Source organism: Mucilaginibacter sp. cycad4 (assembly GCF_034263275.1).
GTDB lineage: Bacteria > Bacteroidota > Bacteroidia > Sphingobacteriales > Sphingobacteriaceae > Mucilaginibacter.
In genome coordinates, this window is the sequence record NZ_CP139559.1 from 2314709 (window position 1) to 2332022 (window position 17314).

General features: G+C 41.6%; 10 protein-coding genes. All 10 read right to left on the bottom strand.

Features of this window, described 5'->3' with window-relative positions:
- Positions 1 to 27: 27 nt before the first annotated feature.
- Entirely contained in the window at positions 28 to 1863 is a 1836-nt protein-coding gene (locus tag SNE26_RS09380) for a RagB/SusD family nutrient uptake outer membrane protein (RefSeq protein ID WP_321559097.1), read from the bottom strand.
- 46 nt (positions 1864 to 1909) lie between these two features.
- On the bottom strand, positions 1910 to 5266 hold the full coding sequence (locus tag SNE26_RS09385) for a TonB-dependent receptor (protein ID WP_321559098.1): 3357 nt from the start codon (positions 5264 to 5266) through the stop codon (positions 1910 to 1912).
- Between the two features lie 196 nt (positions 5267 to 5462).
- Positions 5463 to 6644, bottom strand: coding sequence for a FecR domain-containing protein (locus SNE26_RS09390; RefSeq protein WP_321559099.1), 1182 nt, complete (start codon positions 6642 to 6644; stop codon positions 5463 to 5465).
- 333 nt (positions 6645 to 6977) lie between these two features.
- On the bottom strand, positions 6978 to 7565 hold the full coding sequence (locus SNE26_RS09395; protein WP_321559100.1) for an RNA polymerase sigma-70 factor: 588 nt from the start codon (positions 7563 to 7565) through the stop codon (positions 6978 to 6980).
- 336 nt (positions 7566 to 7901) lie between these two features.
- Positions 7902 to 9644: a glycoside hydrolase domain-containing protein gene (locus SNE26_RS09400; protein ID WP_321559101.1), complete on the bottom strand. Its 1743-nt coding sequence runs from the start codon at positions 9642 to 9644 to the stop codon at positions 7902 to 7904.
- Between the two features lie 112 nt (positions 9645 to 9756).
- Complete coding sequence (locus SNE26_RS09405; protein WP_321559102.1) at positions 9757 to 10404, bottom strand: carbohydrate-binding family 9-like protein; 648 nt, start codon at positions 10402 to 10404, stop codon at positions 9757 to 9759.
- Positions 10389 to 11531: an aminoglycoside phosphotransferase family protein gene (locus SNE26_RS09410; protein WP_321559103.1), complete on the bottom strand. Its 1143-nt coding sequence runs from the start codon at positions 11529 to 11531 to the stop codon at positions 10389 to 10391. Before SNE26_RS09410 ends, SNE26_RS09405 begins: the two co-directional genes overlap by 16 nt.
- Positions 11532 to 11999: 468 nt before the next feature.
- The gene (locus SNE26_RS09415; RefSeq protein WP_321559104.1) at positions 12000 to 13085 is read right to left on the bottom strand and encodes a substrate-binding domain-containing protein; all 1086 of its coding nucleotides are present in this window, start codon (positions 13083 to 13085) and stop codon (positions 12000 to 12002) included.
- Positions 13086 to 13245: 160 nt separating this feature from the next.
- Positions 13246 to 15015, bottom strand: a complete 1770-nt coding sequence (locus SNE26_RS09420; RefSeq protein WP_321559105.1) for an SGNH/GDSL hydrolase family protein — start codon at positions 15013 to 15015, stop codon at positions 13246 to 13248.
- 111 nt (positions 15016 to 15126) lie between these two features.
- Entirely contained in the window at positions 15127 to 17145 is a 2019-nt protein-coding gene (locus SNE26_RS09425) for a hypothetical protein (protein ID WP_321559106.1), read from the bottom strand.
- Positions 17146 to 17314: the final 169 nt, after the last annotated feature.

Here is a 17314-nt window from a genome sequence, read left to right on the forward strand (position 1 = left end):
ACCCTCTTGGGCAAATAAGAGCCGGCATTACCAACCCGGGTTTTGTACCAGTGCCCTATCGCGATCTAATTGATACTGCGATATCGGGAACAGGTACATTTTATTGTTCCACACCCTTTTCTGAAAAAGCGTTTTGTTGTAAAGCCCGGTAAACGCAAATCCCTGGCCCTGATCATCAGCGTTGACATTAAGGCCATAGATAGTCTGATTTTCATCGGCACCCAGTAACAGCCTTCTTACAAGGGTAAAGTATCTGTCGCTTTCAAAACAAAGTTCGACCTGGCGTTCTCTTAAAATATATTTCCGCATTAAATCCTTGTTTCCAACAGCTCCCGGATAAACAGTTTCTATACCGGGCAAGCCCGCTCTTGTCCTGATCTGATCAAGATAAAGCACGATATTAGAGTTAGCGGGATCATATTCATTCAAGGCCTCCACATAATCCAGCAAGATCTCGGCATATCTCATAAGTATAAAAGGCCTGTAATTGGTAGCATCCTGCCTTATATTATCGGCAGGACTTACGTTTTTCAATACATCATATCCGGTAATATTATTACTTGCACCACTGGCTTTTGCGCCGGCTTTACCGTTATAATAAAACTCAACCCGGCCTGTTCCGTCGATATTGGCATCTGATGAATAATAGTTTTTATCATCAACAGTTGGCGCTGGCAATACCGGCCGGCCATTATACTGGATATAGGCGTAAAACCTGGGTTCGCGGTTGGCATACATGTTCCATTGCCCTTTGCTGTGCTCCCAATATTTTGTGCCGTTACTTTGAGCAAAACTGGTAGCTGTATATCCCGAAAGCGGGTCATCAATGGTGCGGCCATTATTCATATAAAACGCATCCACAACATTTTGGGTGGCATTGTACATGCTATATCCTCCCGGCCCCGGCGATACACATTTGGTATATCCCCAATAACTCCAGGAGTTTCTTGAAAAGATGATCTCATTGTTCCAGTTTGTTAAGAAAAGGTCCCTGACAGAGAGGTAAGGATCAAACTGGGTTCCGCCATTATCAAGGTTTGTAAATAGCTTGTATGCACTCAAATCAATAACAGCCTTGGCTGCGTCGGCGGCTATTTTCCATTTGCCGGCATCAAATGCTGTAGGCGCCAGTGGGGTACCATCCTGATTTTTAAAAGAGGCAAATGATGGGTTACCGTTCCATAGCGGGCTTGCTGCCAGCAATGCCAGCTGAGCTTTTACTGCCAGGCACGCGCCTTTTGTTGGACGGCCATAGTTGCTGGTTGAAGGCCACTGGGCAGGTAAGCCCGAAGCTGCCTGATCCATCAGTTGATTAACGTAATCCTTGCATTCGTCAAAAGATGCTCTCGGGTACTTATTGAAGTCGTCATTTAAGCTTAACGCTTCTGTTATTTTAACAACAGGACCATATTGTTTCATTAACTGCCAGTAAAACCATCCGCGCAAAAAACGGGCTTCGGCTTTATATTGATTTTTTAAGCTGACACTCAATTGGGTAGCCGGAACCTTGTCAATATTGGCTTCAAAAATAAAGGACGACCGGATGCCGGTATAATACGTGCCCCAATAATCAAAATAAGCATTTACAGGGCTCCAATTGCCAACAACCATTTGCCTTACATTGGTGCCCGGAATGGATACGGACGACTCGTCACTTGCTCCCATTGCGCTATAATCCCCCCCGTCGGTTTCTACAATAGAACCGTAAATATTATACAGATAAGATTCGGCATTAGCCCTGGTGCTCCAGATCAGATCTGATGTCAGCAGGTTATCAGGTTTTTTATTAAGGTAATTACAGGACGATAAACAGGCACTCAGGAAGCATATCCCAACTACCATTATTAGTATGTTTTTTTTCATTTGGCACACTTTAAATTCTTTTGAAACTGATTTAAATTCACGATTTCTATAACGCAACCCTTAATCCCAAGGCAAGTATTCGTACCGGTGGATAGCCTGCGCCGTTAGAGCCAAGTTCAGGGTCCCAAAGTTTGAATTTGGAGAAGGTTAACAGGTTTTGCCCCGTTAAATAAAGGTAAACTGAGTTTATACCCGCCTGGGTAAGAAACAGGGGCTTATAAGTATAACCCAATGTGGCCTGCTTTAAACGAACAAAACTCGCATCTTTTGACCACCATGTGCTCGGCTGATAATTATTACTGTTTTGATTAGCAATACCTAAACGTGGATAGTATACATTCTGACTCGGGTTATCAACTGTCCACCTGTTTTCAAGGATCGCAAGCATACCCGACGGGTAAGTGCCCATGCCTGTAAACGGTACAATACCCGCGCCGCCTGCACCCGCACCGGTTATAGAAGAACCGTTTGCCATGATAATTACATTACCGGTTCCCTGGAAGAAAAGAGAAAGATCAAACTTTTTATAACCAACCGTAAACCCTGCGCCATACAATATAGTAGGTATGTCGGATTTACCTGTATAAACCTTGTCATAGCTGTTGATCACGCCGTCGCCGTTTACATCTTTGTACTTGATATCGCCGGGCCTTAACACAGCGCCAAACTGGGTAGGGCTTTTATCAACATCTTCCTGCGAGGTAAATAACCCTTCCGCAACGTACATCAGGTTATCACCGTACTTGCGGCCTGTTGACTGTTGATAAGCATACAGCTGTTTAGGTTCGTCCTGCTGTACTATTTTATTATTGTTATAAGTGAAATTACCATAAAGACGCAAGCCCACCTTGCCTATATTATCATTATATTCAATGTTACCCTCAACACCATGGTTATTCATTTCGCCCAAATTGGCAAATACAACCCCGCTTACACCCAGTATCCCTGATAATGAGCTTCGCTGAACTAAAATATTTGTCCGCCTCTCTTTATAGGCATCAATAGTAATATTCAGCTTATTAAACAGCCCTATTTCCAGGCCAATATTATCTTTCCTGGCTTTTTCCCATGTCAGGTTCTCAACACCTATAACAGTTTCTTTAGTACCGCCATATATGGTTCCGTTAAGGCCTAAACCCACGGAGCCGCCACTGCCATACTGGTTGATATAAGGAAACCTGGTGATTTGATAGTTTGAGCCAATCTGGTCATTACCTACAAGACCATGAGAACCTCTTATTTTAAGCAGGTTAAACGTTTTTGAAAAACCCTTGAAAAAAGGCTCCCTTGAAATTACCCAACCAGCAGAAACAGCAGGAAAAAAACCAAATTTTTTGCCCGGCTCAAAGTTTTCCGAACCGGTATAACCGGCATCAAATTCAAGCAAATACCTATCGGCATATGTATACGTTGCCCTGCCGGCCAAACTTTGGTTGTTATAAGGAATAGAGTTTATAACACTACCTGCTGTACTCTGCACCCTTGACCTCATGTTGTACAAAAACAACCCGCCAACATGATGTTTGCCGAAAGACTGATCATAATTAATATTGCTTTCCAGGTACATGGTTTTTTCGGCAGATGAATACTGGGTATAACCCAAAAATTGGCTTCCATATCTCGACTGACCTAATACCAGGTTACCCTGCGGGTCTCTTGAAGTTGCTAAGTAAAGATCATTGGTGCCTGTTCTGCCATTGTCATTTTCGCTGTATGAGTCGAACGAAAACCTGGCCATAGCGCTTAGTCCGCTGGTAATAGCATCCAGTTTCTGGTTAAGGGAAAAAACAGACTGGATGGTAGGGCGAAACTCGCTGTTGTAACCTGAGTTTTGGATATCATTTACCGGATTGGAGCCGCCATTGTTATAAGGGCCCGCCCATTTACCATCCGGATATCTTATCGGGAATGCATTGGGTGGGGTTAAGTACGATTCATACCAGATATTTCCTGCCGAAATGCCGGGATAGCGGCTGCTCACCAGCATCGCGTCCAGGTTCATGGTCAATAAAGTAGTTTTGGTGATATCGATATCAAGATTTGACCTGAAATCGTAACGCTTAAAATTAAGGTTGGGATTGTAGCCGTTTTGTTTGGTTACTTTATAACTCCCTTCCTGGTCATAAAAAGAAGCGGAAACATAATATCTTACCGTTGAAGCACCGCCGGTAACATTTAAGTTTGTATTATAGCCGGGGGCCCAATTTTTATATACAGACTTTATCCAGTTAACATTTGGATAAAGGTATGGGTCCAGTCCGCTCGCTGTTTTCTGGATAGTTTCTTCAGAATATGCAGCCGGGTTACCGTCATTTGTAGTTGCCTCGTTATGTAGCCTCATCCATGACACGGCATCCAGCATTTTAGGCGTTCGGGTAAGGCCCGACATGGATGTTTCCGTTTTAAAGGAGATCTTCGGCTTGCCGGCGACACCTTTTTTTGTGTTGATGATCAAAACCCCGTTGGCACCCTTGGCACCGTACACAGCAGTTGATGATGCATCTTTTAACAAGGAAATACTTTGAATGTCCTCCGGGTCGATGTTATTATAAGCCCCTCCATAGGTACTGTTTACGTCATCGCGCTGTACCCCGTCTATAATAATAAGCGGGTTTGAATTACCTGTAAAGGTACCAATGCCCCTGATGGTAAATGACGCGTTATCATAACCAGGCTCCCCGCTTCTTTGCATCGATATAACCCCGGCTACCTTTCCGGCCAGTGCATTAGACAGAGAGCGGTTTGGAGTTGTTATATCGGCTACATTCACCGTTGTAACAGCACCAGTTATCGTCAACTTCTTTTGTTTACCATAGCCTACTACCACTACTTCATTTATGCCCTTAGTATCATCAAGTAGCTGAACCGTCAGGAAAGATGTTGCTCCGGTAACTGTAATTTCTTTGGCAATGAAACCGGCAAATGAAATAACAAGGGTGCTGTTATTATTAGCTTCAATAGTAAACCGCCCCTGGTTATCAGTTATTACCCCCTTATCAGTCCCCTTGATACGCACACTTGCGCCGGGTAAAGTAACGCCCTTTGAATCAGTGACAACACCCGAAACTTTGATAACAGGCACAGCCTCAACGGGTGGCTTAACAGGCGCAGGTTTAGGTTTTATAATTATTGTTTTATCATCTATGCTATAAATAAAGGGCTGACCCGAAAGTGCCAGTTTCAACACTTCTTCCAATTCAGTATTCTGCACATTGATACTAACCGGATTAGCCTCTTTAATCAGCTTTGAATTATAAAAAAAATCGTAACCGCTTTGTTTTCTGATCTCTTTCAGAACTTTTTCTAACGGAGCATCTTTTTCTGACAATGTAATTTTTTGTGCATAGCTTTTTGCACTTACCTGCAGTATCGTTGCCACTAACAAGATGATCGATAATTTCATGATCAACAACGCTTTATTTTTTATACGGGGTGGTGTGTATAAACTTATTTCATAACATTTCATACATTTGAACTTGTTTTGGGTTTAAGGTGTAATTGGACTACGAATTTAATTTCATGGTAAGCCCTAACTCTCCGGCCGGAAGTGTTCCACCACTTCCGGCTTTCCTTTTAGGTTACCTTATGCTGGGTAGTGATCACGGCATAATGATAACCCTCCTTCCTTCGATCCTGGTTTTTACGTTTCCTGTCTGTTCAATTATCTTCAATGCCTGCGCCAGGTCTTTTGAACGCGACACCATCCCCCCAAATCTTAAATTATCCACGTTGCCCTGATATACAACCTCAACATTATACCAGCGGGCAAACTTGTTCATGATGCTTTTCAAATCTTCGTCGATAAAAAGGAAATAGCCATTTTTCCACGCTACAACCTCTTCGGTATCAACCGACTGCACCAAAATGGAGTTATTTGCGTAATTGATATCAGATTGCTGACCCGGTTTCAGTAATTTGGATTGATTGGCCTTGAGTGCTGATACTTTAACCGAGCCTTCTAATAAAGTAGTTTTAACAGAGGTTTCGTCGGTATAGGAACTGATATTAAAGTGCGTGCCCAAAACCTCAACCTCCTGGTTGTTACTGATTACCTTAAATGGCTTATGCGCATTTTTTGCAACCTCAAAGTAGGCTTCTCCCGCTAATTCAACCCGGCGTACTTTACCGTCAAAATTTGTAGGATACTTGAGTGAAGAACTGGCATTTAACCAAACCTTAGTACCATCCGGTAAATCAACCTGGTATTGCCCCCCTTTTGGGGTTTCAATAGTATTATATTCGGGCAAACCCGGAGCAGTTGCATGGGATGCAGAATTTACTGCCGTATAAACCAACTGACCATTTGCCGCCTTGGATACTTTTGTGCCCGATTGTTTGGCTAATTCGCCGGATGCGGCGTCATCAAGGGTTATTTTTGAACCATCAGCTAAAGTCAGCAATGCTTTATTCCCCCCCGGGGCAATACTGTGCTTATTTACTGGTTGAGTGTTATTTTTAGCGATAAAATATGAGCTGTTACGCTTCATGTAAAAAACCAATAAAGCCGACGCAATCAGCAACGTTGCAATAGACGCCGCCACAAACCATCTTCTCAGAAAAATAACTTTTTTCGATGCAGATTCACGGTTTTTTATCTCCGATAGTACCTTGCTGTACAGCTCATTTTTAGTTACATTTTCATTGCCCATTTCAAGCTCGTCCCATTGCAGCTTGTTTTTTTGGAGTGCATCATAATAGCTTAACAAACGGGCCTCCTCTTCGGGAGTAGCCTGGTTTGTTAAGTATTTGTTTATTAAGTTTATTAGTGTTTCTTTTTCCATTTGGGTAGTTATTGTATGTAAGTAACGCGGAACAGGCCCTACCCCCAAAGAATTTTAAAATATTTCTATATCATTAAGCAATTATTAAATTTTCAGTAATTGAACCGGGATATTCAGATTTGATTAGATGAAGCAACACACTTTTTCCATTCAAAAAAGCGCCATCTATAAGCGTTAAAAGAACGTATTAGGGACGTTGTTGAGACAGGCCACAGAGAATCGATGGGGAAAATTACAATGCTCCTGTCTTAGGTTTCAAGCAGCTTTGCAACACTTACATAATAACATTTTTAAAACTACAAGTAAAGAAAAGAGTGCAAATCGCTTACGCACTTAAAACCAGTGTTTGCATAACATAATAGCGGTTATGCAAACAAAATCGCCCAGTGTTTTACGCAAGCGGTTCAAGGCTACAGTTAATTGATTTTCGACTGTTTTTGGAGCTATACCCAACCGTTCGGCAATTTCTTTGGTTGATAAATGCTCTTTGCGGCTCATAATAAAAATCTGGCGGCATTTTTCAGGCAACCCGGCAACACCTTGCTCCAGCAAACGGTTGATATCTTTTTCAGAAAGGAGATCTTCACCACCGTTGTGACTAAAAAGTTCCTCCAGCCTGTTAAAAAGATCGGCCCTTACCTTACCTGAACGGATAACATTAAACACCTGGTAACGAACAGATGTATATAAATAGGCATTTAAAGAAGTGAGTTTAAGATTGGCCCGTTTCATCCACAAGTTTACCAATACTTCCTGAGTTACATCTTCAGCTACCTGGCGATCTCTGATGATGTTATATGCTGAAAGATAAAGCTTTGACCAATATTTATTATAAATACGTTCAAACGCCCCAAGGTCATTCTCCCTGATCAATGCTATAAGATCCTCATCCGTCATCAGCTGAACTTCCAGGCTATTCATTCTGCATTATAAATTTATAATTGGCATCATCCAAAGAATGTACTTATTGTTGTTTATTGGTTTTATTTTCAACACACCGGCCATAAACGCCGGTGAAGACCCGCTCTCACCGGGCAATTTGCATTATTCAAATCTCCCCGGCCACCAAATTTACCACATGATCAATATTTATTTTTTACTGTTAAAAATTAAAAAAGCTATTCCTCCTGGGCTTAGTATAAGCCATTTACGTTAAGCTTTTCAAAATAATCGGCAGGTAGTAAATAAAGTCAAAAAAAAGCTGAAACGAAAGCAGGCAAACAATAAATATAAATAATTAAAACGTTTTTTATTGATTTATAAGCTATTCAGTCGTTCCTGCGCAGCCTGAAGTGTTTCGGCGGCATTCTTATTTTTTAACTCCCCAATGTCAAAACCTTCCAATATGTTTTTTAGCTGAAGCAATTTATCCTGCTGGTTGTTTTTTATAAAAAGCTCTCTTAAAACATTAATTTTTTCAAAATCCTGGATGCCCTCGATCAATCGTTCCAGGCGAATAGAAGAGCGCGGGCCGGGGTAAACCAAATAAGCATCGCCCGATGACCATGATCCAAATCGGGTATCACGTAAAGCACCTTTGGTCCAGCAATTGTACGCCCACCTCAGGTACCCGTCATATCCTTTGTAAGCAGCATGCCATGCTAGCCAAACAGACTCGGCCGGGGCCGAAAAAGTAAATGTATTGGGATGTCCTTCTGTGCAGCAGGTATAATACGTAGTATTTAAGCCCGATTCCCGGCGCAAACGTATTGTCGCTTCATCCATTACCTGGTTAGAGGCTATGCTGTAATCAAACAGGTCTTTTTCAATTTCAGGATGGTAATTGCCCGCTAATGAAATCTTAAAATCTTTATCTGCGCTTTTTATTAAAGCTATAGCTTTTTGCATATCAGCCATAGATCTTTCGTCCATAGCTATGGTGGTTTTATTAAACCATCCTTTTTCTTTCAGATGACGGGCAAAATCAGTCAGCATAGGTCGCCAATGTGCTTCATACTCTGCCGAGCCTGGCTTAGCTGCAATCATTGTGTCTTTTCCCAAAGCTTCGTCGAAATAGTAAAACTTCAGGTTCCAGGGGATCATGCTATAGCAGTTGATTAACTTATTAATCCCCAATGACATCATAAAAGACACCCAATGATCAAACACCGAATAATCGTACAGCCATGAGCCATTCTTATTTTTAGTCCATTTTATCATCGACCCATAAATATCATAGGTTTGGCTATTCCAGGGGTCATGGATAAGTGTGGTCGTAATTGCTTTCTGCCCGGCATTTGCCAGCATCGTCATGTAGGGGCGCATTATATCAAAGTGTTGCTTTGACCAGGGCTTTACACCATATACCCGGGCCACCGAATAAGGATTTTGCCACAGATCCAGGTGAAACTTCCAGTGTTCCGGTGCCGGCAAAGTATGATCAAGTACCTGTACGGAATAATTCAAAATTAAAGGAGGGTTATCATTTCCTTCAATTACTTTTACGCTCCCCCGATAAAGGCCTTCCACCGCATTAGCCGGAACCCTAACACTTAACCAAACCGGCCGGGTGGTATTTTTACCTGCCGGGAGCATTTTTACAGGGTCAATAACATCCTCAACAAGACTGGAATCATGACCGGGCGGGATACCGCAGCCACCGCCTTCATTGTTTAGTCCATCGGCCATCACATAGCGCACAAAGCTTGCATTGATATCTTTTACGGAAATTTCATGCCCTTTATCATCTTTAAGTTTACTCCATACAAAGCTCAATTGTTTCAGGTTTCGGGTTGTCCATACCAGGAATTGAGTATGCACCTTTTCTCCTTTCCATGCTTTGGTTTTCCATTGAGCCTGCAAAGGAGATATGGCAGGAGCATTATTTTTATCATAACGCATATCGGCTGTGGCAAAACTTACGTAAACACCGGGCTTCAGTGTACTCCAGCTTGCCTGATTTACAGGTTTTGGATCTGGAAGTTCCTGGTAAACTCCGCCAGCTTTAGTCTGCGCCAAAGCAACGGCACTGCACAATAACAGCATTAATGTAAACTTCATTTTCATAATCTCGTAGTTTTCCGGATATACAGTACTAATAATAAAAACAATAAACTCAATACCTTTTTTTGTATGAATGGGCTCAAGAACACATCATTGATTCATAGCTATGCTAAACTTCCAGTTTTATTTCGCCAAAAAACTCAGGATGGTGAAAGTCAGGATCGTCACATTCAATGTTATGCCAGGTTAAAAAATGCGGCTCCGGCAGTTCATCGCCGCATTTATAAAAATTAGCATGGCATTGCTGCCCTTTTAATGATGTAAATGAATGATGATAAAACACATCTAACGGTAACATCAGCGTAAGCTCCCAACTTATATCGCCGTTTCCATGATTGATTTCCTGTGTTAACCGGGTTTGAGACTTTATAAGCCTTATTAGTTTTTCCGGCGATACTTCGCGATTTTCCCTGCCTCTTCCAAAGCCAAGCGAACAAGTACCGATACAGTTAAATCCAAAATTGTAATATTCCAGTTCGGTGCCAAAACCAATGAAAAACTCCACACAACTATCCTGATGAACGGGCTCATTGGGCCTGTAATAGGAAGCTTTTATCGCTTTCTCTTTTACGTAGTACTTCAACATAAAACAATCAGTACTATAGGCTATTGCAAAATGAACATCGGGTTTATATTCATAATCGGGCCATGGTACAATTCCAACAAGATGTTTCTCCTGTTCGTCTAACAAAACAGACATGTGTTCAATAGGACTGCCTTTGTCCACATCTTCTAAAAATGCTACTGTAAGTGCCATTGTTTAATTTCGGTTGTTATTTGTACGTACTTTTTTGCTGCGTTATAAATTATCTGATCTAAAACATCATAATTTCGCTCAAGCTTGCTGAGCAACTCGAACTGGGCCCTGGTTCGCTGTAAATTATGTTCCGGAAAGTGGGTCTTATAATAAACATCGCCCTCTATATAATCTGTAAGGAAACGCACGCCCTGCATATAGGGTATTAATAAAACTCCCATTGAAAGCGATTTGACCTCCGTTTCTGACAAAAAGCTACCGGCATATTCAAAATAACCTTCGGCATAGGCTTTAAACAAGGGAATGTTCAGGTCTATCTTTGTAACATCTTTCTCATCCTCGGCCGCGGTATTGATAATGGTGCGGATAGCATCACCAAAATCATAAGCAACGTAGCCGGGCATAACTGTATCCAGATCTATTACGCACTGTGCCCGGTCATTCATATCAAGCAATATGTTATTGAATTTGGTATCGTTATGGATAATACGTAGCGGTAGCTTCCCTTCTTTTCCCAAATTCATGATTGCAACCATTGAGCCTGCTCTTTCAATTACAAACGACAACTCAGTCAATACGTCCTTGATCCGGTTTTTCGGGTCGGCCGATACCGCATTATTTAAACGATCAAGCCGCATGGCTATGTTATGAAAGCCGGGGATAGTTTCGTAAAGCAAGCCTGCATCAAGATCCGACAACAGTAGCTGAAATTTCCCAAATGCCTTACCGCCCTCATAAGCCTGCTGCTCAGTAAGTACCATGTCGTAATTTTTAGTATCCGCCAAAAAGCAGAACATCCGCCAGTAATTCCCCGCTGGGTCACAAAAAAAACACTGCTGATCTTTAGTCCCCACTATGGTGAGCACTTCTTTAGCAGGGTTTGCGCCGGGGATTTGAGCAAGCTTTTTTTTAAGATGCTCAGTTACCAACTGCACATTCCCCATCAGTGCCGGAACATTTTCAAATACTTTATGATTGACTCGCTGAAGCAAATAACCGGGCAATCCGGGATCTGCATTTTTAACATGAAAGGTATCGTTGATATGACCAGACCCGTAAGCAGTGATAGCTGCTACATTTCCTTCGATGCAAAAACTGGATACTATTTCAGAGATATTATATGACATTTCTTTTCTTTTATACATGGCGAACAAGAAAATGTTTACGAACACATTAAATTATCATAAACACCTTGATACAAATATAATTATATTAGTGTGTTCGCACACATTTGTTTAAATTTTTGTTAATATTTTTTAAAATGGGAAAAATGTATCGGAAAATTTGAGAGTTATATGAATGGGACAGATCAGCCAGGGAGAACTCATCCGGCCGACGCGGGACCAAACTGCCTTCGGCTCCATACGAAAAAATGTTGCTAACTATTTTCCTGCACGCAATGGCACCAAACCACGAAGTAAAAACTTCAAAAGCATGGCATTCCTGCGGGGGATAAAATAATTTATTGCAGATTTTTTCCTAAACCTGACAATATTGGTCTTTAGCGGAAAATGATTAGCCTAAGGAATTTAAATCAGGTGAATGAACACAAGCAAAGCAAGATTGCGCATGAAATACAGATGACTGGAGAGTAATCAGATATCTAAAAAAACGGCATCGTCATCATCAGCGTAGTAGTTCACATTTTCCTTCGTAACGATATCAAGCGGAAGATATTTGATAACAGGTACTTCCTTTTTGAATACCAGGCTATCGGTTAATTGATATATACCCCAATAACCCTGCCCCTTAGGGTTTTGATTGATCAGGAAGCTGATTGTTCCTTTATTCAGAAAATACAGATTGGGGGCAAGCAAATCATATCCTATTATTTTGATATGCTTTATATAACGCTGTTCCAGATACTTCGCAATTTCATGAGCCTTAGAGGTTGTTACGAAAATGCTGGCTAAATCAGGGGTACTGTCAATAACATCACTCAGTTGTTTCATGAAAACAGCGGCATTTGACCTGTTTAACTCAACCCTCAGAATTTTGTACTGATGCTCAAGGTTATTTTGAGAAAAATAATTGCGAAATCCCTGTTCCTTTTTTAAGAGGTGAGCGGCGTTGCTCGTCTCTTCATCAATGTGTGCAATTAAAACAGAGCAGGAATCGGGTTGCCCGTAATGAATAAGCTTACCAGCCAAAAAACCACTCTGGTATGAATCCTGGCCGATATAACTTAAGGGCTCACATTCGGCAATTTGTGTATTAAACAACACAAAGGGAATTTCGGCAGCTTTCCATTTCTCGAAAAAAGGTAGTGTTTCCCGGTAAAATATAGGCGATAAAATTATGCCATCCGGTTTATCATTGGTTAATTTATTGGCCTTGCTTATAAATGAATCTACATCATAAGGATCAAACACATACTGTTGTACAATAATACCGTATTGCTTCAGGTCTTTTTCGGCCTTTTCAATTCCGGCTTTAGGCGCGTGCCAATAGGAATCAATTTCATGATCGGGTATCAAGGCCGCTATTTGGTATATTCTATTGGATCCCAACGCCCTCGCCATAAGATTGGGCTCATAATCCATCTCTTCAATAATTTTGAGCACCTTCTCTTCTACCTTTTTTGATACCCGCCCGCGTTTATGCAGTACTCTGTCAACCGTGCCTGTCGAAACCTTCGCTTTTTCAGCAATATCTTTAATGCGAACAATTTTATTCTTCATAATAAACTTTAGCGTAGAAAAGATAGCAAAAGTAATTTAATATAGCCTATCCCATCGATATCGACTATAATTTGATAAAAATTACTTTTAAAACAATTCTGCTATACTGAACTTGTTTCAGCGCTGCACGTGCTAAGGGCATTTCATACCGACATCTTTATTATTTTTTAAGATACGGCACCAATGCCACCGCCAGCTTTTGATAACCGACCTCGTTGGGGTGCAGGCCATCCCCAAAAAGCGATTCATTGATCTTCCCGGTATGATCAAGCAATAATTTACCCGGATCAATAAAACCAACTTTAGTTTGAGCTGCCAGTTTTGCAATAACTTTATTAAGCACCTTTATCCGGCTTTCCATTGCCCTCCTGGGCAACAAACCCGATAAAAGAATCTCCGCTTCAGGCTGACGCTTCTTTACTGCCTGCACAAGCATTTTTAATCCTTCTGCTATTTCCTGATCATTGCAGGCAGACAAGTTATTGGTGCCTATCATAATCATAACCTTATCAGCCTTAAAGCCGTCTATTTCTTCATGATATACCCGCCATAAAACATTCTCAACCTGGTCCCAGCCAAAACCAAAATTTTTTACCCCCAGGGGTCCCAAATATTTATCCCATGACTCAGCTCCCCGTGCTAAAGGCGCCTTAGGTTCACCGCCCCAGTAATTCAGGATAGAATTACCAAGGAATACAATCTTTGGTGCACCAGTTTTAACGAGCGATAATATTTCATTATGCCTGTTTCGCCAATCATAATAGCCATCCCTGCTTTGCACTACGGGCCGGGTAGTTGAATAGCTACCGGTTGGCTCATTAATTATGGTTCGGATGGCTTTTTCATACGCAACTGCATATTGCTCCATACCGATATCGTTGGGGTGCAAGCCATCAACTGTTGAATTGATATCAAAACCGATTTCTTTGCCGGCTAATAAATAAAGCCCCTTTGTTCCGGCTGCCATCAGCTTGGAATAAGCCTGGCCGAGTATTTTATTAACGTGACCATAGCCTGCATTCCTACCTGTATCCAGCAATCCATCGGCATTGCCACCACTATGCTCAACCAGCAATATCGGAACCAGCGGGTGCTTCTCCTTCAAAGTTTGTATTGATACTGATAAACGTGTTTCGATTTCCTGGTCAGAAAAACTTGCCATATTGGGCATGCAATCAAGCACATATATTTTTGCATCCACCTCTGCCATCAAATCGATGACAGACTTTTCAAGCAGTCCGGAACCTGAAAAACCAAGATTGATCAAAGGACGATCCAATGCACGTTCCAAAATAGAAGTCCAGGCCAAACCCGGCCTTGAAGCGCAAGCGCCCTGTGCAATGGATGTTCCATACACAAGCACCGGCTTTTCTTTGGATAAAGGCATAAAGTTAAATGCACTACTTGATGGAACACCTATTTCAAGCCATGATAACGAATTATACAAAGGCAGGAAAAGCCGGTACTCATAACTCCTCCCCGGGAAAGCAGCACTTACTTTAATATTCGAAAACTTGTAGGTAATGGTATCCTTAAACGAGAAACTACCCGGAGCCTGACACCATTTGCCATTGGGATCCAAAGCATAAAGATCCACGCCGCTTACACCGGTGGCCGGCATGTGCCACATAGCAAAATCACCTTTAACTTTATAACGGATAACCAGGTTCTGCGCATCTGTTTTAAACTTAATGTACAAGCCGGCGCTGCTATGCGAGATGTTCCACACATTGGGATTGAGGGTCTTTTCAGCCCGCGCCGGGAACCGCTCGTAACCGCTTGCCGTTTCTTTTGACCAGCCCTGCCCTTCTATAACCGGAAAATCAGCCTTAACCGGATCATACCATTTATATGAAGGTATATTTTGCGAAAAGGATGCTTTATTAAAAAAACAAATGATTAGTAATATTACTATGGATATACGTTTCATTTTTAATTTACTTTAAGGACGATTTTATTATACAACACATCATGCGTTTACGCACACACTTTTCAACAAAACTCATTTATACAATCAAAGGAAAACAAGCGGTTTAAATCGTCATTTTGAGGGCGCGGCGTTTAACACCATCACTTCAAACGGCTCAAGCTTAACAGCATGAACAGCTCCTTTAAATACATATGACTTAGTTCCCTTAGTACCAACTTTAGCATTATAAAACATGTAGTTTACATTGCTATTTAATGGCAATTCAAATACTTTACGGGTATCAACCAGATAGGTTTTAGCTGTATTTGAAGGATTCCTTAAGGTAATTACAGCTTTTTTGGGCGACCAGGCGGCAAAACCATAAACCTCCCCTTTAGATGGATCACCTCCTACCCAATGAACATCCGGCATAATATCTGCATTTTTGCGCGACCATTCTATAGCAGCGGCAAGGCAGTCCCAGTTGGTCTTGTTTAACTTATGAGGATTGATATACAACTCCTGCAAACTGGTTCCAGATCCAAAAAACGACCAAATTTCATCAGAGATGTCTTTATCATTCATGTCAAATTTGGCAGGCGCACCGTTATCTGCAATACAAATTCCGTGATACATCAGGGAGCTTAGAGGATAAAGAGGAGCGCGCTTTACGATATTTTTATAAGCCTGACCATCCCGGTAATTGAGCCACTGCTGACGGCTGTTGCCCTGCCCTTCCATATTTGTATCCCAGCCATTCCGCCAAATTGCATCACCATATTTAAGCCAGAAAGGCGATGGCCAGGTACCTATGGTAAGACTAAAATACAGATCCGGTTTTACCTTACGCAGGCCCGTTACCAAATTCAGCAAAGACTCCATATCTGTTTGATAATCAATAGTAGCACCAGTCGACTGATCTCCCGCCCCTACGCCATCAAATTTAAACATCGAGATATCATCATTAGTAACAAACTCAGCTGCAGTACTTTTAAACCTGGACGAATAAACAGGTCCGGAAAGCGAAAACCCATGTAAATTGGTTTCAAAAGGAGGATTTTGGCTTCGACCATATTGCAACCGCTGTTCCTTTGCCTGCTCGTAGCCCCCCCAGGGCGACATCCACACCCCTAATGAACTTCCATATTTGTTAGCCAGTGCTTTAATGTTATCAAAACCCGCAGGAAAGTTCTTTTGGCTGACCTGCCACAGTGTTTGGTTGTCATCCCAGCCATCGTCAAACAAAAATGCGTTTAAGCTAATATGACGTTTCGCCGTAAGACTGTCACCGAATGCCTGAATACGATCAAGACAACCAGCTTCAGTTAACTTACGATCGGCCCAGGAAAGATCATACCACGAATTATAATGAAGCATCTGGCGGTACGGCACCGCTCTCTCCCGCTCCAGATAATAAAGAAAGCCCCTCCGTAACTGTCCTTTAGGAGCAACGCCCCATACGGTAGATACCTCGAAATCAAGAGTTGGCGCCAGCCGTTCAATATAACTGCTGACCCGGCCATTCTGATTATTGTATCTACTTATCGGACTTTCACATGCAAAAAAGAAATCATCCGATACCATGGGCGATCCATCCACAACCCCTAACGGCTTAATGCCCGTTTCTGCCGGAAAACTGATTAGGTTCAATTTCCTGATCTTTAAAGAGTCTTTCAAAGCAAAAACGCCAAAAACCTGTCTGATGTAATTGGAATTATCTTTCAAAATAGCCTCCCACTTTACACGAACACCATATTTCACATTCAAAAATTCGGCTGAAATTGCCACACCATCTTCTTTTTCAGAAAATTTAACAGCCTCAGGATCTCCTTTGATCTGAACAATTTTAGGAGTGGCACTTAATTGAAAACCGAAAGAATTGATTACAGTACCATCCTTAAATTCCAACTCAAATAAAGGGGAGCCTTTTAAGTTAATTTCTCTCTTATCCAGAACGGCAGATTCGTTTATAGCAATTATCGATTTACCGGCAAGCCACTTTACAGATAGACAATTATTTTTTAAAACTAATGCGCCCTTAGTCGCAAACACCAATGCCTTCCCCGGTTTTACGCCCGAAAGAAAAACATCCTGAGCTTTAGCAACGCTCGTTAGGCCGATACAAATTAAAAACAAAAGTCTTTTTAGCATAGTTGATAAATTAGGAGGAAAAATAAGACCAATAAATAAATGTGTGCGCACACACAAATATAGAAGATTATTTATAATTGAAAACTTCCCCGGGAAGATATTTATCTCTTAAACAAAAAAAAGGACGAAGATCGTATGCTTATGCCATAATATTGGGCAAAGCAACCGT

Coding starts and splice junctions, on each gene's coding strand:
- SNE26_RS09410 (WP_321559103.1), bottom strand. CDS start 11,531: ATGTCATATAATATCTCTGAAATAGTATCCAGTTTTTGCATCGAAGGA.
- SNE26_RS09400 (WP_321559101.1), bottom strand. CDS start 9,644: ATGAAGTTTACATTAATGCTGTTATTGTGCAGTGCCGTTGCTTTGGCG.
- SNE26_RS09425 (WP_321559106.1), bottom strand. CDS start 17,145: ATGCTAAAAAGACTTTTGTTTTTAATTTGTATCGGCCTAACGAGCGTT.
- SNE26_RS09420 (WP_321559105.1), bottom strand. CDS start 15,015: ATGAAACGTATATCCATAGTAATATTACTAATCATTTGTTTTTTTAAT.
- SNE26_RS09405 (WP_321559102.1), bottom strand. CDS start 10,404: ATGGCACTTACAGTAGCATTTTTAGAAGATGTGGACAAAGGCAGTCCT.
- SNE26_RS09395 (WP_321559100.1), bottom strand. CDS start 7,565: ATGAATAGCCTGGAAGTTCAGCTGATGACGGATGAGGATCTTATAGCA.
- SNE26_RS09390 (WP_321559099.1), bottom strand. CDS start 6,644: ATGGAAAAAGAAACACTAATAAACTTAATAAACAAATACTTAACAAAC.
- SNE26_RS09385 (WP_321559098.1), bottom strand. CDS start 5,266: ATGAAATTATCGATCATCTTGTTAGTGGCAACGATACTGCAGGTAAGT.
- SNE26_RS09380 (WP_321559097.1), bottom strand. CDS start 1,863: ATGAAAAAAAACATACTAATAATGGTAGTTGGGATATGCTTCCTGAGT.
- SNE26_RS09415 (WP_321559104.1), bottom strand. CDS start 13,085: ATGAAGAATAAAATTGTTCGCATTAAAGATATTGCTGAAAAAGCGAAG.